A 20,738-nucleotide genomic window follows, 5' to 3' on the forward strand; every position below is an offset into this window, starting at 1 on the left:
TCGAGACACCGACGAGGAAGAACCACCGGATGTCCGGGCCGAACACGACGACCAGCCGCGGCCACATGAACGACTCGCCCATACCCACGCCGAGCGCGAGCAGGAACACCGTGGGCCCGAGGATGTGCACTGATGGTGGTGCTTCTGGCAGCTTCCGGATGGGCAACGGGTCGAGCCCACCGGCGTGGTACACCTTCTCCGTAGTGGCAGAGGTTGGTTCCTTCTCAGGAACCGCTGGATGTGAACCTGTAGCGTCCAAGGCAAGGCCTCCTAAACTCGACGTCAGCGACGAACACTCCGACGATTTGATATGGCATGGGATACAACCCAGGGCCGTTCAGATGCCTCACCCGCTCTCAGCACTCCGTTGGCCTTTCTCACTTCATCGACCACCTTTCGTGGCCGCCCGAGTCTCAGTTACCGAGCGTCCCCGCATTCCGGGCCCACCGGTACTTCGCACCGAGGACGTCGACCGGCAGCTCGGTGTTGTAGGGGTAGGCCACGACGCCCCGCTCGTAGAGGTACGTGCTGGCCTCCTCGACCTCGACGTCACCGGAGAGGGAGGCGACCACGGGCTTCTCGATGCCCTTGGCGCGGTACTCCTCCACCACCTCGGCAACGAGCTTCGCGAACACCATGGGCGGCGTGACGATCGTGTGCCAGTAGCCGAGGATCAACGAGTGGATCCGATCGTCCTCCAGGCCCAGCGCGATCGTGTTGCGGTACGTCGACGGCGGCTCCCCGCCGGTGATGTCGACCGGGTTGCCGGAGGCGCCGAACGGCGGGATGTACTCGTCGAACTTCGCCGCGAGGTCCTCTGGCATGTCCATCAGTGTCATGCCGTTGTCGACGACCGCATCGGAGAGCAGCACACCCGAGCCGCCGGCGCCGGTGATGATCAGGACGTTCTCGCCCTTCGGCGTGGGAAGCTTCGGCACGCCCCGGGCGAACTCGAGCAGGTGGCCCAAGCCCGGTGCCCGGATCACGCCGGACTGCTTGAGGATGTCGTCGTACACCTTGTCGTTGCCGGCCAGCGCGCCCGTGTGCGAGCTCGCCGCCCGGGCGCCCATGTCGGTGCGTCCGGCCTTGAGCACGATGACCGGCTTCTTCTGGGAGACCCGGGAGGCGACCTCAGCGAACGAGCGCCCGTCCTTGAGGTCCTCGAGGTGCATCGCGATCAGCTGGGTGTTGTCGTCGGACTCGAAGAAGGTGAGCAGGTCGTCCTCGTCGATGTCGGCCTTGTTGCCCACGCCGACGATCGAGGAGACGCCCATCTTCGACGACCGGCTGAATCCGAGGATGGCCATGCCGATGCCGCCGCTCTGGGAGGACAGCGCCACGCTCCCCTTCACGTCGTACGGCGTGCAGAACGTCGCACAGAGGTTCTCCGGCGTGTAGTAGTAGCCGTAGATGTTCGGCCCCAGGATCCGCACGCCGTGCTTGCGGGCTACTGCGACGACCTCGTCCTGCAGCTCCTGGTCACCGGTCTCGGCGAAGCCGGAGGGGATGAGGATCGCGCCGGCGACGCCCTTCTCACCGCACTGCTCGAGCGCGCCGGCGACGAACTTCGCCGGCACCGCGAACACGGCCACGTCGACATCGTCGGGGACGTCGGTGATGCTCTTGTAGGCGGGCAGGTCGAGCACGGTGTCCGACTTCGGGTTGATCGGGAAGATGGAGCCCCGATAACCGCCGTTGATGAGGTTCTTCATCACCGAGTTGCCGATCTTGCCATCCTCGTTGGAGGCGCCGATCACGGCGATCGCCTTCGGCTTCATGATCCGGTTCATCGACGCGAGGATCTCGTCCTGCGTGAACCGCACCGGCTCCTGGCCGCCCTCTCGGTCGACGATGATCCGTACGTCGACGGCCGTGGCGCCGTCGGGCCCGGCGAGCACCGGGTTGAGGTCGACCTCCGAGAACTGCGGGAAGTCGTTGACGAGGTCGGAGAGGCCCGTGATGATGCCGGTCAGCGCCTCCTTGTCGACTGCCTGGGCACCGCGCACACCGTTGAGGATCTCGGCGGCGCCGATGCCGTTGACCATCGACATGGCCTCGTCGTGCGTGGTGGGGGCGAGCCGGAACGTGATGTCCTTGAGCACCTCGACGAGCACGCCGCCCAGTCCGAACGCAACAACCTTGCCGAACGCCGGGTCGGTGACGGCTCCGACGATGACCTCCTGGACGTCGCCGCCCGTGACGAGCATCTTCTGGACCTGGACACCGGTGATGTCGGCGTCGGCCTGGTAGGCCTTCGCGTTGGCCAGGATCCGGTCGTACGCCTCACGTGCGGCGTCCTCGCTGTCGACACCGACGACCACGCCGCCGGCGTCGGTCTTGTGGAGGATGTCGGGCGAGACGATCTTCAGCACGACCGGGAATCCGATCTCGCTGCTGAACGTCGCGGCCTCGTCACCCGAGGTCGCGAGCGCCTCGCCCGGCGTCGGGATGCCGTAGGCGTCGGCCACGAGCTTCGCCTCGGGAGCGCTGAGACTGGTCCGCCCATCGGCCAGTGCCTTGTCGAGAATCTCCTGGACGACTTCCCGGTCGTGTGCCATGCGTTCTCCTGTTTCTGGATCAGATGTACATAGGTGTCGGTGCGTGAGCAGCGGGTCGGTCACATGACCCCCGCCTCCTTGAGCTCGTCGATCTCGGACGGGTCGAGGCCGATGTCCTTGAGGAGCTCGGCGTTGTGCTCACCGAGGGCCGGAGACGGGAGCACCTCGACGACCGAGTCGGAGAGCTTGATCGGACAGCCGACCGTCCTGAACAGACCTCGCTGCGGGTGGTCGACCTCGACCACGCTTCCGTTCTCGATCAGGGTCTCGTCCTCGAGCAGCTCCTTGGTGCTGAGGATGGGTCCGCACGGCACGTTGACCGCGTTGAGGATGTCCATGACTGCCCACTTGTCGTGCTGGGTGGTCCACTCCTCGATCATCTGGAACATCTTGTCCAGCTTGTTGAGCCGCGCCTCGGGGGTGGCCCAATCCGGGTCGTTCGCGAGCTCGGGTCGCCCGAGCAGCTCGGCGATCTTCGGCCAGCCCGGCGGCTGGACGATCACGTAGATGTAGTCGTTGGGCCCGCCAGGGCTGCACTTGACGGCCCAGCCCGGCTGCCCGCCACCCGACGCGTTGCCGGACCGCGGGACCTCGTCGCCGAACTCGGCGTTGGGGTACTCCTTGAGCGGGCCGTGGGCGAGCCGCTGCTGGTCGCGCAACTTCACCCGAGTCAGGTTGAGCACCGCATCCTGCATGGCCACGCTGACCCTCTGGCCCCGCCCCGTCTGCACCCGCTGGTACAGAGCCGCGAGGACGCCGGCGACAAGGTGCATGCCGGTGCCCGAGTCGCCGATCTGCGCTCCCGTGGCGGTCGGCGGCCCGTCCTCGAACCCGGTCGTGCTCATCGACCCGCCCATCGCCTGCGCCACGACCTCGTAGGCCTTGCAGTCGGCGAACCTGCCTGGTCCGAACCCCTTGATCGAGGCGTAGATGAGTGCGGGGTTGATCTCCTCGAGCCGCTTCCAGGTGAAGCCCATCCGGTCGATGGCGCCGGGCGCGAAGTTCTCCACGAGGATGTCGGTGTTCTTGATCAGCTCGGTGAAGATCTCCTTGCCTCGCTCGCTCTTCATGTTGAGCGTGATGCTGCGCTTGTTGCAGTTGAGCATCGTGAAGTAGAGGCTGTCGGCATCCGGCAGGTCGCGCAGCTGCTGACGCGTGATGTCACCGGTGATCCCCTCGAGCTTGACCACGTCGGCACCGAGCCAAGCCAGGATCTGTGTAGCCGAAGGGCCCGACTGCACGTGCGTCATGTCGAGCACGCGGACGCCTTCTAGTGCCTTGCCCATGTGACTTCTCCTTGTGAGGGGGCTGCGGTGAGCCGATCAGATTGTGGACTGTATACCGTATGTGGCGCTGGTCACATTCCTACCTGACTGGAAAGCCGATGTCTAGTAGCGACACCGAAGGTTTGGAAGTTTGGGGCACCTATGCGGGGCATCGGCCGACTCCTCCACCCGCGGGCTCGGCCGCTGCCAACAGGAGACCACACCTCGACAGAGCGGCTCGCCGAGACGCGCGGGGAGTCTCCAACCCGGTGTGGGCGGTGGCGGGCGTGGGTATGAGGGCGCCAACCGGCGGCCACAGGTCCCCGGCTCAGCGGTGTCACCCCATCCCAGCTCCGCGCTGCGGCCGATCCGGGAGAGCGGGACGGCCGGGCTGCTTGAGGAAGCGCACCAGCCCGGCCGCGACGAGGGCCAGCACGCCCGCGACGACGAACGTCAGTGAGTAGTCGAGCGCCGACACCAGCAGGGCCCCACCCCCCACGCCGGCGATCCCGCCCACGGCCTTCGCGCTGTACAGGACGGACTGGTTCTGCAGCACGCTGCCCTGGCCGAAGAACTCGAGCACCAGGGTCCCGAAGATCGCGTAGAACGCACCGCCGCCCAGTCCGGCGAGGACCGCGGACAGCACGAACCCGGGTGCGCTGCCGAGGTGCCCGGACAGAGCGAGCCCGAACTGGGCCGCACCTGCGAGGAGCAGCACGTGAGCCAGCAACCGCGACCGGCCGAACGAGTCGGAGAGGCGACCCGCGACGGGCCGCCCGACGCCACTGACGGCTGCAAGGGCGGCCAGCGCGGCTCCCGCGGCGGCCATGCCGAGGTCGGCGTCGACGGCTGCGCCGGCCACGAAGCCGATCCCGAAGAGCGAGACCGCCGTGGCCAGGGCGAAGATCAGCCACATCAGCGGAAGGGCACCGGTGCGCAAGGCGTCGCTCAGCGCGTAGTCACGCACGGCTGAGACGTTGTTCGGCAGGCTCGGGTTGAGCTTGGGATCGATGGCCCACGACTGGGCGTCGATCTCGCGTGGCCACCAGAAGCGCGGTGGCTCGACCAGCCCGACGCCGGCCACGGTAACCACGACGAGGGCCACGGCTGCGAGGACGTCGTACACGACGACGTGCGCCCCGGCCGACGTCACGGCGGCGAGCGCCGCGATGCCAGGCACCGCCCCGACGGCGAATCCGCCGGTGACGAGGCCGATCACGGAGGCGCGCTTCTCCGGGTACCAGCTGGCGGCGGTCGCCGCTCCCGTGGAGTACACGAGGCCGGCGCCGACACCGCCCAGTCCGGCGTACCCGAACGCAGCCAGGGCGAGATTCTCGGCGTGCGCGAGGCTGGCCAGTCCCGCGGCGCCGAGCACGCCGCCGGTCACGACGACCACCGCCGGGGAGACGAGCCGCCTCCGGTTCAGCCAGGCCGCGGGTACGGCGGTTCCCGCCTGCACGACCACGAAGAGCGCGAGCAGCCACATCGTCTCGACGCCACCCCACGTACCGGCTGTCGGCAGGCCGAGTACGGCGAGGCCGAAGGCGTACTGCAGGGGACTGATCGCGGCGAGGCAGAGCCAGGCGCGCCAGAGCTGGTGGCGTCGGGAGTGACCGGTGAGCCGCTCGGCACTCTCACCGATGCGGTAGTGGCGGCCGTAGACGTCACGCACCTCGCGCGGTGCGCTGGCTCCTGCTTGAGCACCCATCCTGCCCACCCCAAGTCTAGGGACACCGTATAAAAACGTTGTACGCCTGATGGGGCGTCCTGTCCAGACTTCCGCCGATCCTCGCCTCAGCCGCCCAGGTGGACGGCAGCGATGCGCTGGCCGAGGACGGACAGCAGCCGGTCGCCCTCGGCGAGGCAGCGATCCACATCGGGCTCGACGTCGGTGAGCGCGTAGGCCGCCTCGATGCCGACCGCGGCCAGTGTTGCGGCGTCGAGCACGTTCCGACCGCACACCGCGACCACGGGGATCCCTGCGGCTCGCGCGGCTGCGGCGACGCCGGCGACCGCCTTGCCGTGCAGGGTCTGCTCATCGATCATTCCCTCGCCGGTGACGACGAGGTCGGCCTGGGCGAGGCGGTCCTGGAACCTGATCATGTCGAGCACCAGCTCGATGCCGGGTTGCAGCCTCGCGTCGAGGAGCGCGAGCGCGGCGAAGCCGACGCCGCCGGCTGCGCCCGCGCCTGCGACCTGCCGGTGGTCGGTGCCGGTGGCCTCCGCGACGACGTCAGCCCAGTGAGCAAGCGCGGACTCGAGCTGCGTGACCTGGAAGGCGTCGGCCCCCTTCTGCGGCCCGTAGACCTCTGCGGCGCCCTTGGGGCCGGTCAGCGGATTGTCGACGTCGCAGGCGACGACGACCTCGACCCCGCTCATCCGTTGCCGTAGGGCGCTCACGTCCACGGTGACGGCCGCCTCGAGCCCAGCGCCGCCCTCGCCGACCTTGGTGCCGTGGGCGTCGAGCACTACCGCACCGAGCGCCCGGACCAGGCCCGACCCGCCGTCGGTGCTGGCGCTCCCACCGATTCCCAGGACGATGCGCGTGCACCCGGCGTCCACCGCGGCCGCGATCAGCTCGCCGGCGCCCCGAGAGGTGGAGGTCAACGGCGCGGGCCTGCCATCGGGCAGCCGGACCAGTCCGGCGACGTCGGCGAGCTCCACGACGGCGGTGTCACCGGCACGTGCGTATCCGCTGAGCACCGGCCGGCCGGTCGGCCCCGATGCTACGACCGGGACCAGCTGGTAGCCCGCCGCCACGGCGGCGGCGACCGTGCCGTCGCCGCCGTCGGCCACCGGCTGCGAGATCGCGGTGACGTCGGACCGTTCCCGCCGCAACCCACTCGCGACCGCGTCTGCGACCTCGGCCGCGGTGAGTGATCCCTTGAACTTGTCGGAGGCGATCAAGACCCTCGGCACAGCCGCCTCAGTCGCGCGATGCGATCGATGACGGCGCGTCGGCGACGCTCTCGGCGACCTCCTCGAACTCCTTGACCCCGTCGATCTCGGTGCCCATCGAGATGTTGGTGACGCGCTCCAGGATGACCTCGACCACGACCGGGACCCGGTACTCCGCCATGAGCGCCTTGGCCTTGTCGAAGGCCGAGCCCAGGTCGGCTGGGTCAGTCACCCTGACCGCCTTGCAGCCGAGGCCCTCGGCGACCTTGAGGTGGTCGACGCCGTACCCGGCCATCTCGGGGCTGTTGACGTTGTCGAAGGCGAGCTCGACGCAGTAGTCCATCTCGAACCCGCGCTGAGCCTGCCTGATCAACCCCAGGTAGGAGTTGTTCACGACCACGTGGATGTAGGGGATGTTGAACTGCGCCCCGACCGCGAGCTCCTCGATCAGGAACTGGAAGTCGTAGTCGCCCGACAGGGCGACGACCTGGCCCTCGGGGTCGGCGGTGGCCACGCCCAGCGCCGCTGGCAGCGTCCAGCCCAACGGGCCGGCCTGGCCTGCGTTGATCCAGTGCCGCGGCTTGTAGACGTGCAGCATCTGCGCGGCCTGGATCTGCGACAGTCCGATCGTGCTGACGTACCGGGTCTCGGGACCGAACGCCCGGTTCATCTCCTGGTAGACGCGCTGCGGCTTGATCGGGATGTTGTCGAAGTTCGTCTTCCGCAGCAGCGTGTGCTTGCGCTGGCGGCACTCCTCCGCCCAGTCGGTGCGGTCGGGGAGCCTGCCCTCGGCTGCCCAGTCCTTCGCGACCTCGACGAACGCCTCGAGCGCGGCCCGCGCGTCGGAGACGATCGAGTAGTCCGGCGAGAAGACGCGGCCGATCTGCGTGGGCTCGATGTCCACGTGCACGAACTTCCGGCCCTTGGTGTAGGTGTCGATGCCGCCCGTGTGGCGGTTCGCCCACCGGTTGCCGATGCCGAGCACGAAGTCGGACGCCAGCATCGTCTCGTTGCCGTAGCGGTGCGACGTCTGCAGGCCGACCATTCCCGCCATCAGCGGGTGGTCGTCGGGGATCGTGCCCCAACCCATCAACGTCGGCACCACCGGCACCCCGGTGATCTCGGCGAGCTCGACGAGCAGGTCGGCACCGTCGGCGTTGACGACCCCGCCGCCCGCCACGATCAGCGGGTGCTCGGCGGAGACGAGCATCGACAGCGCGCGCTCGGCCTGTGCCCTGGTGGCGGCCGGCTTGCTCACCGGCAGGGGCTCGTAGGTGTCGATGTCGAACTCGATCTCCGCGAGCTGCACGTCGAGCGGCAGATCGATGAGCACCGGGCCGGGCCGGCCCTCACGCATCAGGCGGAAGGCGGTCTGGAACGTGCCCGGCACCTGGGCCGCCTCCATCACCGTGGTCGCCAGCTTCACGAGCGGACGGGCGATGTCAGCGATGTTGATCGCCTGGAAGTCCTCCTTGTGCAGCTTCGCCACCGGCGCCTGCCCGGTGATGCAGAGGATCGGGATCGAGTCGGCGGCGGCGGAGTACAGGCCGGTGATCATGTCGGTCCCGGCCGGGCCCGACGTGCCCACGCACACCCCGATGTTGCCGGGGGCCGCACGGGTGTAGCCCTCGGCCATGTGCGAGGCGCCCTCGACGTGGCGAGCGAGGACGTGCTTGAGGCCACCGTGGGCCCGCACTGCGCTGTAGAAGGGGTTGATGGCGGCGCCGGGCAGCCCGAAGAGCTGGGTGGCGCCTTCCTTCTCCAGAATCAAAACAGCGGCGTCGACCGCGCGCATGCGTGCCATGTCAGTTCTCCTTAGTGGTTGACGTGCTCGTGGCCAGCCCGCTGAGACGCTCGACACCACGTAGCAGCGCGGAGTGGTCCAGATTACCGTCGCCGGCCGCGCGGGCGGAACCCACGAGCTGGGCGACCAGTGCGCCCAGCGGCACCGCAACGCCGGCCTCCCGGGCGGCGGAGGTCACGATGCCCATGTCCTTGTGGTGCAGGTCGATCCGGAAACCGGGCTCGAAGGAGCGCGACAGCATGTTCGCCTTCTTCTGGTCCAGGACCTTCGAGCCGGCCAGCCCGCCGCCGAGCACCTCGAGTGCCGCCTTCGTGTCGACGCCGTACGCCTCCAGGAAGATCACTGCCTCGGAGAGCGCCTGGATGTTGGCCGCGACGATGAGCTGGTTGGCCGCCTTCACGGTCTGGCCCGACCCACTCGGCCCGACGTGGACCACCGTCTTGCCGACCACGTCGAGGAGCGGCTTGGCGGCCTCGAAGTCCTCGCCCGAGCCGCCGACCATGATCGACAGGGCGGCGTTCTTCGCGCCCGCCTCGCCGCCGGAGACCGGGGCGTCGAGGTAGCGGAATCCGAGCCCGGCCGCCTGCTGCGCCAGCTCCGCGGTGACATCGGGACGGATGCTCGAGAAGTCGATGATCAGTGCTCCCGCCTTGGCGGAGGCGAGCACGCCGCCCTCATCGGTGAGCACGGCCTTCACGTCGGGAGAGTCCGGCACCATGATGCAGACGACGTCGGCGTCCGCGACCGCCTCGGCGGAGGAGCCGGCGGCCCGGCCGCCGGCGTCGACCAGCGGCTCGATGCCTTGGGGCGAGAGGTCGAAGCCGGTCACGTCGTAACCGGCGTTGGCGAGGTGGACCGCCATCGGGCTGCCCATGATGCCGAGGCCGATCATGGCGATCTTCTGGATGGAGGGGCTCATGGGGAGGGCCTTCCTTGCGGGGTGGGTTAGTGGGTGCCGGTGACTGCGGTACGCCGCTCGCGCGGAAGCCAGTCGAAGCTGTCCGCGCTGGTGGTGGCGGGCTTGTACTCGAGGCCCACCCAGCCGCCGTAGCCGGCCTCCTCGAGAGCGGCGAGCTGCCGGTCGAGCGGGAGGTCGCCGGTGCCGGGCTCGTTGCGCCCGGGCGCGTCGGCGATCTGGACATGCGCGACCCGCCCGGCGTGCTGCGCGATGACGGCGTCGACGTCGTCGCCGTTGACGGCCAGGTGGTACAGGTCTGCCAGCAGACCCACGTTCGACTCACCCGTGCGGTCGATGACGGCGAGCGCGTCGGCGGCGGTCAGCAGCGGATAGAGATCGGCGCCGCTGACCGGCTCGACGAGAATGGTGCCTCCGATGCGCTTCGCCGCCTGTGCGGCGAGCACGAGGTTCTCCGTGCCCAGCTCGTCCTGGGCCTCCGGCGCGACCCCGTCGACGCGGTTGCCGTAGAGCGCGTTGAAGGCGCGGCAGCCGAGCCGCTCGCCGATGCCGACCGTGACGTCGATGTTGTCGCGGAACTCGGCAGACCTCTGCGGCCAGGAGACCAGCCCGCGGTCGCCCGCCGGCATGTCGCCGGCGAAGAAGTTGAGGCCGAGCAGCTGGACACCGGCGTCCTGGACGGCCGACACGAACGCGTCGACGTCGGCGTCCGAGGGGACCGCCTCGGGGAAGGGCCACCAGAACTCGACGCCGTCGAATCCGGCGGCGGCGGCGGCGGCCGGTCTCTGGAGCAACGGCAGCTCGGTGAAGATGATGGAGCAGTTGACCTCGTATCGCAGGGAGTGACTCATGCGTCCCTCTCTCGCGTTGATGAAAATGACGGACAGTTCGTTGCCTTGGAGGCTGACTACTGTATACAGTGCTGCAAATGACGGTATACGGCGGGCCTAACACAGGTCAATGCCGGCCGCCGCCCGCTGAGACATCGCGGGACATCCGGAAACTGCACGCCTACGGACGGGAGTGACCCATGAGGATCGCCATTGTCGGCGCCGGAGCGATCGGCGCCTATTGGGGGGCTGCGATGCACCGGGGTGGTGCGGACGTGCACCTGATCGCCAGGAACTCCAACCTAGAGGCCATCCGCAAGAACGGCGTGCGGGTCCTCAGCCCACGTGGCGACTTCGAGGCGCATCCGCACGCGACCGACGACCCGGCGGAGATCGGGCCCGTCGACTACGTGTTCCTCGGGCTGAAGGCCCACAGCTACCCGACCAGCGGTCCCCTCGTCGAGCCGCTCCTCGGTCCGGACACGGCCGTCATCGCCGCCCAGAACGGGATCCCGTGGTGGTACTTCCACGAGCTGGACGGACCCTATCGCGGGCGTCGGATCGAGGCAGTGGACCCGGGCGGTGCCACGAGCGCCGTCCTGCCCCCCGAGCGCGCCATCGGCTGCGTCGTCTACCCCGCGACCGTGCTCGCGGCGCCGGGGGTGGTCCAGCACCTCGAGGGCACCCGCTTCTCGATCGGTGAGCCCTCCGGCGAGATCACCAAGCGGTGCACCGACCTGAGCGAGGCGATGGTCGCCGGTGGCCTGAAGAGCCCGGTGGAGCCCGACATCCGCAACGACATCTGGATCAAGCTGATGGGCAACGTCGCGTTCAATCCGCTGAGCGCGCTCACCCGGGCGACCATGGTCGAGATCTGCCAGCACCCCCAGACGCGGCAGCTGGTCGTGCAGCTGATGGAGGAGACGCTGGACATCGCAGCCCGGCTCGGCAGCACGCCGGACATCTCCATCGAGACGCGACTGCGCGGGGCCGAGAGCGTCGGCCACCACAAGACCTCGATGCTGCAGGATCTCGAGGCCAACAAGGAGCTGGAGCTCGACGCGATCGTCACGGCGTTGGTGGAGCTGGCCGACCTGACCGGCGCGGAGGCTCCCACGCTGCGGACCGTCTACGCCGCCACCGACCTCCTGTCGCGCAGGTATGGGCCCGAGGCCCAGCTCCCGACACCCGCCCCCGAGCCCGACCCGCAGCCGGCCTAGCCGCCCTAGCCGCCGCGATCAAGCGAGCGACGGGTAGAACTGACCTGCGGGAGAAGCGATACTCCATGCAGTTTACGGTGTTTAGCAGTTGTCCGATTACCAGATGCCGAATTCACCTCCAGAGAGGAAAGGCGCAACCATGACCGACGCTTCCATCCACCCCACGGAGGCTGAGGACGCCGATCTTTCAGCCGACCTGACCGACGGTATCCACGTCGTCGTCGACGCGCTGAAGGCCAACAACGTCGAGAACATCTACGGCGTCGTCGGAATCCCGATCACCGACCTCGCGCGCCTCGCCCAGAAGTCGGGGATCCGTTACATCGGCTTCCGGCACGAGAGCGACGCCGGACACGCGGCTGCCGCGGCGGGGTTCCTGACCCAGCGGCCGGGCATCTGCCTGACGGTGTCGGCCCCGGGCTTCCTCAACGGCCTCGTCGCCCTCGCCAACGCCACCACGAACTGTTTCCCCATGGTCCAGATCTCGGGCTCCAGCGAGCGGCACCTGGTCGACCTGCAACGCGGCGACTACGAGGAGATGGACCAGCTCGCAGCGGCCAGGCAGTTCTGCAAGGCGGCCTACCGGGTCTCGCGCGCCGAGGACATCGGCCGTGGACTGGCTCGGGCCCTCCGCACGGCGAGCTCCGGTCGTCCGGGAGGGGTCTACCTCGACATCCCGGCACAGGTGCTGGGCGAGGTGCTCGACACGCAGAAGGCCGCCGACACCGTGTGGCAGCTCGTCGACCCGGTGACGCGGCAGTTGCCCGAACCGGCGGCGGTCGATCGAGCGATCGACCTTCTCGCCTCCGCCGAGCGGCCGCTCGTCGTCCTCGGCAAGGGCGCCGCCTACGCTCAGGCCGACGAGACGATCCGCGACTTCATCGAGACGACGGGCGTTCCGTACGTCCCGATGTCCATGGCCAAGGGCCTGCTGCCCGACGACCACCCGCAGTCGGCCGCCACCGCCCGGTCCCTGGCGCTGAAGCGAGCCGACGTCGTGATGCTGGTCGGCGCTCGCCTGAACTGGCTCCTCGGACACGGCGAGGCGCCGCAGTGGAGCCCCGACGCCAAGTTCATCCAGGTCGACATCGAGGCCTCCGAGATGGACAGCAACCAGCCGATCGCAGCCCCCCTCGTAGGCGATGTGGGCTCGGTGATGGACGCCCTGGTCGAGCGCAGCAAGCCGGGTCAGATCACGGTCGCCGAGGCGTGGCGCAACGAGCTGGGTGAGAAGTCCCAGCAGAACGTGGCCAAGATGGCGAAGACCCTCGAGGCCGCGAAGACGGCGCACCCGATGAAGTTCCTCGGCGCGCTGCAGTCGATCCGCGACGTCCTCGCCGACAACCCCGAGGCCTACATCGTCAACGAGGGTGCCAACGCGCTCGACAAGGCCCGCAACACCATCGGCATGGCGGTGCCCCGCCACCGCCTCGACAGCGGGACCTGGGGCGTCATGGGCATCGGGATGGGCTACGCGATCGCCGCCGCCGTGGAGACCGGCAAGCCGGTCATCGCCATCGAGGGAGACAGCGCCTTCGGCTTCAGCGGGATCGAGCTCGAGACCATCTGTCGCTACAACCTCCCGATCGTCACCGTCGTCCTCAACAACAGCGGCGTCTACCGCGGCGACGATGTGTCCGCGTCCTCGGACCCCGCCCCGACGATGCTCAAGGCGCGGCACGACCTCATGATCGAGGCCTTCGGCGGCAAGGGGTACCAGGCCACCACTCCCGAGGAGGTCGAGTCCATGCTCCGCGAGGCACTGGCCTCGGGGAAGCCGGCACTCATCGACGCCGTGATCGACCCCACCGACGGCACCGAGAGCGGCAACATCGCGCACCTCAACCCGAAGGGCATCAGCGGCAAGAAGTGACCACCTGTCGTCACACCGGCCCCGGCGAGCATGACGCTCGCCGGGGCCGGTTGTGTTTGTCAGCCCGTGTTCTGCAGGCCTGCGGCCACGCCGCTCACGCTCAGCTGGAGCAGTCGCTCGGGCAGCCGCTCATCCACCCGTGGGGCTCCCAGGTCCGAGGAGCGGAGCTCTCTCAGCGCTCGCAGCCCGAGGTAGGAGAGTGCGTCGACGTACGGGCCACGCAGGTCCACCCCCTGTCGTAGCACCGGCCGGCGCTCGAGCAGCCGATCCTGCTCCGTGACCTCGAGCACCGCGGCGGTGGTCCGCTCGTACTCGGCGACCACCCGCTCGGTCAGGTCGTCGCGTCCGCCGAGCTCGAGGAAACGACGCATCAGGCGCGGGTCGGCCTTGGCCAGGGACATCTCCGCGTTGTCGAGGAGGACGCGGAACAGCGGCCAGTGATCACGGGCCTCGCGGAGCAGAGCCGGAGTGGGTTCGGCCCGCAGCGCCGTGCCGAGACCGAACCAGCCCGGCAGGTTCACGCGGGCCTGCGACCAGGCGAACACCCACGGGATGGCGCGCAGGTCCGAGAGCCGCGACACCGCGCCCGCCTGTCGTCGCGCCGGTCGCGATCCCAGGCGCAGCCGTTCGATCTCGGCGAGCGGCGTCACCTGCGCGAACCACTCGGGAAATCCGTCGATCTCCACAAGCTCTCGGTACGCCGCCTTCGCGGCCGAGCCGAGTCGGCGCGCCAGGTCGTCGTACTGCTCGGCGGTCGCTCCCGCGCTCGAGACGAACGAGCGCGTCGATGCCGTGATGATGGCCGCACCCACCTGCTCGAGGTGGCGAGTCGCGATCGCGCGGTTGCCGTAGCGGGCGAAGACCACCTCGCCCTGCTCGGTCAGCTTCAGCTTCCCGGCCACTGAGCCGGCCGCCTGGCCGAGGACGGCCCGATGCGCCGGCCCGCCGCCGCGGCCGAGTGCGCCGCCGCGGCCGTGGAACAGCGTCAGCCGGACCCCGACCGACTCGGCCCAGGCCACCAGCCGGGCCTGGGCCCGGTGCAGAGCCAGGGTCGCGGCGACCGGACCGACGTCCTTCGCCGAGTCGGAGTAGCCGAGCATCACCTCGAAGGGTCCGCCCGTTGCCGCCAGCCGCTGCTGCACCTCGGGCAGGTCGAAGATCTCGGCGACGACGGCCGCACTGGCCTCGAGATCCTGCTCGGTCTCGAACAACGGCACGACGTCGAGCGCGACACCGGCGCCGTCCAGCGCCACCCGCGCCAGCTCGTACACCGCTGCGACATCGGCGGCGGAGCGCGTGAACGAGACGACGTAGCGACGGCAGGCGCGTTCGCCGTAGCGGCGTTGCAGCTGCGCCATCGACGACAGCGTGTCGAGCACCTCGACCGTGCGGGCCGAGAGCTCCCCGCCGGCCTCGATCTGCGCGAGCGCCTCGGCGTGCACCTCGGAGTGCTGACGGATCTCCAGCTCGGCGAGGTGGAAGCCGAACGTGTCCAGCTGCCACAGCAGATGCTGCAGGTCCCCGTGCGCCTGACGGTGCGCACCGGCCTCGATGAGCGACTCCTGGACGCGCACCAGCTCGTCTCGGAGCTCCGCAGGGCTCGCATAGGCACGGTCTGCATCCCGGGTGCGGGTTGCCGCGATCCGCTCGGCGGCGAGCAGCATCAGCTGCCGGTGCGGCTCCCCCGGCGACCGGGTCGCGATCTGCTTCATGAGCTGCGGGTGCTCGGTGGTGGCCCGCGCCAGCGCGACCGTGACCGCCCTGCTGGGCGGGGTGAAGCGCTCGTCGAGCGTCAGGGCCCGACCCACCCTGCTGCACGCCCGCTCCAGGGCGCGGAGCACGTGCTCGGACTGGATGGCCATGGCCTCCCGGGTGACGTCTGCGGTGACCGACGGGTTGCCGTCCCGGTCGCCACCGACCCAGGAGCCGAGCCGGAGGAACGCGGGCACTCCGGTGGGCTCGAGGCCGGATCGGTCACCGGCCACGGCCGCCTCGACCCGGCGGTACACCTCGGGCGCCACCCCGAACAGGGTCTCGTCGAACACGGTCATGAAGGTGCGCACCTCGTCGAGGGGCGTGGGCCGGCTGGTGCGCCGGATCGCGGTGCGCCAGAGGCGGTCGACCGCCTCGGTGAGGCGGCGATGGAATGACTCCTCGACGCCTGACTCAATGCGATCGCGCTCCACGAGCAGCTCCGCGATCCGCTGGGACGCCGCCACCACGGCGCGGCGCCGCGCCTCGGTGGGGTGGGCGGTGAGCACCGGGTGGATCTCGAACGCCGCGAGCAGACGTGCGGCCTCCTCGGCGTCGCTCTCCCTGGCCTCCTGGTAGGCCGCACCGATGGCCGAGGGCCGGCGCGCTGCGTCGAAGGCCGACAGCGAGCGCGCCCGATCGTGCTCCTCGGCGAGGTTCGTGAGGTGGAAGTAGCACGCGAACGCCCGGGCCACGACCACGGCGTGCTCCCACGGCCAGCCCGCGATCAGCTTCTCAGCTCGCTCGGCAGAGCCCCCGGACGAGGCGGTGTCGCCGGAGCACGCGGCGATGGTGAGCTCGCGCAGTCGCTCGACGTCGGCGTACACCGACTCCCCTGCCTGTTCCCGGATCACCGTGCCGAGGGTCTCGCCGAGGAGCCGCACATCAGCGCGCAGGCGGGGCGGCACCTCGAACGTGTCCGTGGCTCGCGAAGCCTCCCGGTCCTCAGAACTGTTCACCGGGCACCTTTCGCCGCGTTGGGATTGCCATTGTGTATTTTGTACTCAATCCTGCTCGCGCTGTGCGGTCAAGGCGTCGTCCAGGGACCTGCTCCTGCGTCAGCGGAGGACCGCGCTGAGGGCGTCGTCGAACCAGATGCAAACGGCCTCGCCGGGCGCCGGCGCCGGCGCATCGACGCCAAGATGGGAGACCAACGGCACCCGCTCACCCGGGAGCCGGGCGTCGAGGAGGACGACCCGATGGCCTCGGCCGGGACTGACGCCGCGCACCACCGCGGGCAGCCCGCCTCGGCCGCTCGGCACGATCCGGACGGCGTTCGCGAACGCGGCCACGACCGCGGGCCCGGGGCCCAGGTCGTCCGTGTGCAGCCCGGTGGGCCACTCCCCCACCAGGACGGCGCCGTCAGGCGTGACGCGCGCGGTGAGCAGGTTGTCGTAGCCCATGACGGTCGCGACGGCGGCGTCCGCGGGCATCCGGCTGATCATCTCCGGGGTGTCGACCTGGCGTACGGCGCCATCGACCAGGACGACGAGTCGGTCGGCGTGCCGAAGGGCCTCCTCGGGTCGGTGGGTGACCTGGACGGTCGTGACTGCCCGGTCGGCCAGCGCTCGTTCCAAGTCGGTGAAGAAGATCGCCCGCGCTTCGGGATCGAGCCCGGCCGCCGGCTCGTCGAGCAGGAGCAGATCGGGGTCGCAGGCCAGGGAGCGGGCGATGTTCACGCGCTGCTGCTCTCCTCCCGAGAGCCTCAACGCGGGCCGCTGAGCGAGGTGGGCGACCTGCAGGCGCTCCAGTGCCGCGAGGGCGAGCGCTCGGCGCCGCTCACGTGGCAGCCCGCGCCAGCGCAGCGGAAGCTCCAGGTTTCGCAGGACGGTCGTGCCCAGCAGGGCGGGTCGCTGCGTGACGTACCCGATCCGCCGACGCTCCTCGAGTCCGAGCCGCCGGGTCGGAACTCCGTCGACCTCGACGTCGCCCCGGTCGGGCCGGTCGACCGCAGACAGCAGGCGCAGCAGCGTGGTCTTGCCGGCACCGTTGGGCCCGAGCACGAACAAGTGCTCCGACGCCTTCACATCGAGGTGGTCCACCGCGAGCACTTGGCGACCTCCGCGGGCGACCCGCACGTCGCGAACCGTCAGTTCCGCGCCCATGCGCCGCTCCTCTGCTGGACCGATGAGAGAAGGCCGTTGACGAGGAACGCGAGGGCCAGCAGCACCCCGCCGTACACCAGCGCCGCACCGAACTCGCCGCGGCCGACGTTCTCCACGATCGCCGTGGTCATCACCTGGGTCTGGCCGTGGATGTTGCCGCCCACGATGGTGGCGGCCCCGACCTCCGAGATCGCGTGCCCGAACCCCGCCATCGCGGCGGCCAACAGCGGCAGCTTGGCCTCGACCCAGATCCGCACGACGACCTGCCACCGGTTGGCCCCGAGCGACCGCAGGTGGCCGGGCAGCTCGGGTGGCAGCAACTGGACGGCGGCCATCGTGATGCTGGTGATCAGCGGCGTGGCGAGCAGCACCTGCGCGATCACCATGCCGCGCACGGTGTAGATCAGGTTCAGCTCGCCCAGTGGTCCGCTCCTCCACAGCATCAGCGCGACGAACAGCCCCACCACGACCGTCGGCACCGCCATCCCCGTGTTCACCACAGCGGTCACGAAGCCTCGGCCGGGGATGCGCGCGAGGGCCAGCCAGGTGCCCAGAGGTATCCCGATCGCGGCCGCCACGAGGGACGCCGTGAGCGACACCAACGCCGACCGGGCGAGCACCTCGTAGACCGGGTCGACCACTACTCCTCCCCCGACTCGGCGTCGGGCACGAACAGCGGCTCGCCGTACTCCTCCACGCCGAAGTCACCGATCCGCTCCTGCACCTCCGGCTCCAGGAGCCACGTCGACAGGTCCTCGGCGCACGGCGCCGGCTCCTCGCGATCCACGACGATCGCGTGGTAGTAGTTCTGGAGGTCGTCGGAGCCCTCGAACGCGATCGAGGCCTCGAGGTTCGCGGTGGCCAGGAACGTGCCCCGGTCGGTGAGCGCGTACGCCGACTTCTGGCCCGCGATCGTGAGGGTCTCGCCCATCCCCTGGCCGGTCTCGAAGTACCAGTCGCCGGAGGGCTCGACTCCGGCCTCCTCCCAGAGCGCGAGCTCCTTGGCGTGCGTGCCGGAGTCGTCGCCCCGCGAGGCGAAGGGCGCCCCCGACTCGGCGATCAGGGTCAGGGCCTGGGCGGCGTCGGCAGCGCCCCCGACCTCCGCCGGGTCGGCCTCCGGCCCCACGACCACGAAGTCGTTGTGCATGACCGGCTCGCGGCTCACGCCGTGACCATCGGCCATGAACTCCTCCTCCGCATCCGGGGAGTGCACGAGGAGGACGTCGGCGTCGCCCCGCTCCCCCAGCTCGAGGGCCTCTCCCGAGCCGACGGCGACGGTCTTCATCGTGCACCCGGTGTCCTCCTCGAAGTCCGGCAGCAGCTCGTCGAGCAGCCCGGAGTCCTGGGTGCTCGTGGTGGTCGCGAGGATGGCCTCGGAGGCGGCCTCCGAGCCGCCGGAGCATCCGCTGGCCATCAGGACACCGGCGGCGGCGACTGCGGCAAGCAACGCACGCGACCTCATGCGGCCACCCGAACCTCTCCGCTGCGGTCCAGGTCGTACCCACCGAGGCGCGTGAGCCGGTCCTGGACGACGCTGCTGGCGAGCACGTCGAGCACCGGCAGCAGGAGCTCGAGCGACTCAGGGGCCACTGCCAGCTCGAAGTCCTCCCACTCCACGGGAATGAAGTCGGCACCGATCGCCTCTGCGGAGGCCTGCACGGCCAGTCCCGCGTCGGCGGCACCCGTCGAGACCGCGACAGCAACACCGAGGTGGGAGCCGAACTCGGCACCCCCGGCAGGAAGGACGCCGGCCGTCCGGAGCAGCCGGTCGAGGAGCAGCCGTGAACCGGTGCCGGGCGGGCGCCATGCGAGCGTGCGGCCCGCCAGGTCTTCCACGCCCGCGATGTCCAGCGGGTTGCCGCCGGAGACGACGATGCCCTGCTGCCGACGCCACAGGTGCACCACGGTGGCCGGCTCACCGCCGAGCACCCGGCGCACGAACGGGTCGTTGGCCGCGCCCGTCCGGCCGTCACGGAGGTGCACCGCGGCGGCGTCCACCGAGCCACGAGCCAGCTGCGCCAGCCCTGCCACGCTGCCCGCACCCTGCGTGGACCGCTGGATGGTCGGGCCCACCGCACTCACCAGGTAGTCAAGACCGGGGTCGTCGCTGCCGGCGAGCCGGACGGCTCCGGTGGCGGAACGAAAGGCCAGCGCTCGCGCCAGCGCGTCCTCGGTCACGACCGCGGTCGAGCGGGGACGTCCCTCGATCACGCCGGCCTCGCGCAGCAGAGCGTGGGCCCGGGCCGCGGTGCCCGGTGAGCACCGCAGCTCCTCGGCCAGGGCGCGGACGCTGGGGACAGGGTCACCGGGAGCGAGAGATCCAGCGACGACACGTGCCGCCAGCTTGGCCGCCACCGCGTGCGGCAGCTGTGTTATCTGTGTCATGTATACAGCGTACAATATTAGCGGATTCGAGCGCCAGACTCCGCCGTGTCGTAGCCGCCCAACGAGGCGATGGAGTCGTGGAAGCCGGGGGCGGCGAGCAGCTCCCACAGTGGCGCGAGCAACGGATCGTCGAGGGCGGCGACGTCGAGGACCAGATCGTAGGGCTCCTGGGCCACGGGGACGAAGTCGAGCCCGAAGGCCCGGGCCGCGGCCAGGATCCCGAGCCCGCAGTCGGCCCGCCCGGCGGCCACGGCCGCCGCCACGGCGAGGTGGGTGGGCTCCTCCCGGGCATACCCCTGCACCCCATCCGGGTCGACGCCGAGCCGGGACAGCTCGTGGTCGAGCAGCATCCTGGTGCCTGCGCCGCGCTGGCGGTTCACGTACGACAAGCGGCCGTCGGCGAGGTCCGCGAGGCCGGTGACGCCTCGCGGATTGCCCGCAGGCACGATCAGACCCTGCTCACGATGAGCGAGACGCACGACCGCGAGGTCGCGCCCGGGCATCATCTCCTCGAGGTACGGCAGCGTGTACTTGCCGGTGGCCGGGTGCAGCAGGTGTGACCCTGCGACATGGCACAGCCCGTCGCGCACGGCCACCAGGCCCCCCAGCGACCCGACGTTGGTGGAGACCAGGCTGAGCGTCGGATCGGTGGCGCGCAAGGCGTTGGCGGCGAGGTCGAGGACCAGGTCGTGGGAGCCGATGGCCACGATGGTGCGCTCGATCTCCGGCAGCGCCCGCAGCAGCTCCACGGACACCCGCTCGCCCGCATGGTGCCCCTCGATCCCGGCCGGAACCTGGAGCAGTCCGTCGGCCCGCACCAGTGAGGTCAGCACCCCGGCGCCGCGGGGCAGCGGAGAGGCGACGACCTGGCCGTTGACCGCGCCCAGCCGCACCCGCACCCAGTCGTCCATCCCGATCACCGACGGCAGCTTGCGAGCCAGGCGGGCGTGCACGCTGGGGCGCCGGGACGCAGCCACGCCCTCCAGCCCTGCCAGGAGAGGAGTGGCGAAGATCTCGAAGGTCAGCGCGGCCGAGACCGGGTAGCCCGGGCAGCCGATCACGGGGGTCTCGTCGACGACGCCCAGCACGACCGGGTGCCCGGGCCGGACCGCGACTCCGTGCCCGGCCAGCC

The 20,738-nt window shown here is 70.1% G+C and carries 15 protein-coding genes; 2 read left to right on the forward strand and 13 right to left on the reverse strand.

Annotation, left to right across the window (positions count from 1 at the left end):
- Nucleotides 1-413: 413 nt before the first annotated feature.
- The 7 genes from QZX64_RS11810 to QZX64_RS11840 form a co-directional block, all read right to left on the reverse strand.
- A complete protein-coding gene (locus QZX64_RS11810) occupies nt 414-2,558 on the reverse strand; it encodes an acetate--CoA ligase family protein (protein WP_295660007.1) in 2,145 nt (714 codons plus the stop codon).
- A gap of 59 nt (nt 2,559-2,617) precedes the next feature.
- Nucleotides 2,618-3,844 (reverse strand): formyl-CoA transferase, encoded by a 1,227-nt coding sequence (frc, locus tag QZX64_RS11815; protein ID WP_295660011.1) that lies wholly within the window; start codon nt 3,842-3,844, stop codon nt 2,618-2,620.
- 316 nt (nt 3,845-4,160) lie between these two features.
- Nucleotides 4,161-5,531: an MFS transporter gene (locus QZX64_RS11820; protein WP_295660014.1), complete on the reverse strand. Its 1,371-nt coding sequence runs from the start codon at nt 5,529-5,531 to the stop codon at nt 4,161-4,163.
- Between the two features lie 86 nt (nt 5,532-5,617).
- Nucleotides 5,618-6,742 (reverse strand): glycerate kinase, encoded by a 1,125-nt coding sequence (locus tag QZX64_RS11825; protein WP_295660016.1) that lies wholly within the window; start codon nt 6,740-6,742, stop codon nt 5,618-5,620.
- A 7-nt stretch (nt 6,743-6,749) separates the two neighbouring features.
- Nucleotides 6,750-8,525 carry a glyoxylate carboligase gene (gcl, locus tag QZX64_RS11830; RefSeq protein WP_295660019.1) on the reverse strand — a complete coding sequence of 592 codons (1,776 nt, stop codon included), beginning with the start codon at nt 8,523-8,525 and terminating at the stop codon, nt 6,750-6,752.
- A 1-nt stretch (nt 8,526) separates the two neighbouring features.
- Nucleotides 8,527-9,567: a 2-hydroxy-3-oxopropionate reductase gene (locus QZX64_RS11835; protein ID WP_366558548.1), complete on the reverse strand. Its 1,041-nt coding sequence runs from the start codon at nt 9,565-9,567 to the stop codon at nt 8,527-8,529.
- Nucleotides 9,471-10,292 (reverse strand): hydroxypyruvate isomerase family protein, encoded by an 822-nt coding sequence (locus QZX64_RS11840; RefSeq protein ID WP_295660022.1) that lies wholly within the window; start codon nt 10,290-10,292, stop codon nt 9,471-9,473. Before QZX64_RS11840 ends, QZX64_RS11835 begins: the two co-directional genes overlap by 97 nt.
- Nucleotides 10,293-10,471: 179 nt before the next feature.
- Between QZX64_RS11840 and QZX64_RS11845 the strand changes: the two genes are divergently transcribed.
- Both QZX64_RS11845 and oxc read left to right on the forward strand, forming a co-directional pair.
- A complete protein-coding gene (locus tag QZX64_RS11845) occupies nt 10,472-11,491 on the forward strand; it encodes a 2-dehydropantoate 2-reductase (protein ID WP_295660024.1) in 1,020 nt (339 codons plus the stop codon).
- A 139-nt stretch (nt 11,492-11,630) separates the two neighbouring features.
- Nucleotides 11,631-13,364, forward strand: a complete 1,734-nt coding sequence (gene oxc / locus QZX64_RS11850) for an oxalyl-CoA decarboxylase (RefSeq protein WP_295660026.1) — start codon at nt 11,631-11,633, stop codon at nt 13,362-13,364.
- Between the two features lie 59 nt (nt 13,365-13,423).
- On the opposite strand, the gene QZX64_RS11855 is transcribed toward oxc, so the two are convergent.
- From QZX64_RS11855 to QZX64_RS11880, 6 genes are all read right to left on the reverse strand, one after another.
- Entirely contained in the window at nt 13,424-16,075 is a 2,652-nt protein-coding gene (locus QZX64_RS11855; protein ID WP_295660029.1) for a phosphoenolpyruvate carboxylase, read from the reverse strand.
- Nucleotides 16,076-16,174: 99 nt separating this feature from the next.
- Complete coding sequence (locus QZX64_RS11860; RefSeq protein ID WP_295660032.1) at nt 16,175-17,221, reverse strand: ABC transporter ATP-binding protein; 1,047 nt, start codon at nt 17,219-17,221, stop codon at nt 16,175-16,177.
- A complete protein-coding gene (locus QZX64_RS11865) occupies nt 17,206-17,862 on the reverse strand; it encodes an ABC transporter permease (protein ID WP_295660035.1) in 657 nt (218 codons plus the stop codon). Before QZX64_RS11865 ends, QZX64_RS11860 begins: the two co-directional genes overlap by 16 nt.
- Nucleotides 17,862-18,683, reverse strand: coding sequence for a substrate-binding domain-containing protein (locus QZX64_RS11870; protein ID WP_295660037.1), 822 nt, complete (start codon nt 18,681-18,683; stop codon nt 17,862-17,864). The genes QZX64_RS11865 and QZX64_RS11870 overlap by 1 nt, the downstream gene beginning before the upstream one ends.
- On the reverse strand, nt 18,680-19,606 hold the full coding sequence (locus QZX64_RS11875) for a substrate-binding domain-containing protein (RefSeq protein WP_295660040.1): 927 nt from the start codon (nt 19,604-19,606) through the stop codon (nt 18,680-18,682). Before QZX64_RS11875 ends, QZX64_RS11870 begins: the two co-directional genes overlap by 4 nt.
- A 17-nt stretch (nt 19,607-19,623) precedes the next feature.
- Nucleotides 19,624-20,738: substrate-binding domain-containing protein (locus QZX64_RS11880; RefSeq protein WP_295660042.1), on the reverse strand; the 1,115-nt coding region annotated here is incomplete at its 5' end.

Origin of the sequence: uncultured Nocardioides sp., assembly GCF_902805925.1 — a bacterium.
Classification (GTDB): Bacteria; Actinomycetota; Actinomycetes; order Propionibacteriales; family Nocardioidaceae; genus Nocardioides.

Excerpts from the sequence above, each read along its gene's own strand:
- QZX64_RS11840 (WP_295660022.1), bottom strand. The coding sequence starts at position 10,292 with ATGAGTCACTCCCTGCGATACGAGGTCAACTGCTCCATCATCTTCACC.
- oxc (WP_295660026.1), top strand. The coding sequence starts at position 11,631 with ATGACCGACGCTTCCATCCACCCCACGGAGGCTGAGGACGCCGATCTT.
- QZX64_RS11845 (WP_295660024.1), top strand. The coding sequence starts at position 10,472 with ATGAGGATCGCCATTGTCGGCGCCGGAGCGATCGGCGCCTATTGGGGG.
- QZX64_RS11875 (WP_295660040.1), bottom strand. The coding sequence starts at position 19,606 with ATGACACAGATAACACAGCTGCCGCACGCGGTGGCGGCCAAGCTGGCG.
- QZX64_RS11860 (WP_295660032.1), bottom strand. The coding sequence starts at position 17,221 with ATGGGCGCGGAACTGACGGTTCGCGACGTGCGGGTCGCCCGCGGAGGT.
- gcl (WP_295660019.1), bottom strand. The coding sequence starts at position 8,525 with ATGGCACGCATGCGCGCGGTCGACGCCGCTGTTTTGATTCTGGAGAAG.
- QZX64_RS11810 (WP_295660007.1), bottom strand. The coding sequence starts at position 2,558 with ATGGCACACGACCGGGAAGTCGTCCAGGAGATTCTCGACAAGGCACTG.
- QZX64_RS11870 (WP_295660037.1), bottom strand. The coding sequence starts at position 18,683 with ATGAGGTCGCGTGCGTTGCTTGCCGCAGTCGCCGCCGCCGGTGTCCTG.
- QZX64_RS11820 (WP_295660014.1), bottom strand. The coding sequence starts at position 5,531 with ATGGGTGCTCAAGCAGGAGCCAGCGCACCGCGCGAGGTGCGTGACGTC.
- frc (WP_295660011.1), bottom strand. The coding sequence starts at position 3,844 with ATGGGCAAGGCACTAGAAGGCGTCCGCGTGCTCGACATGACGCACGTG.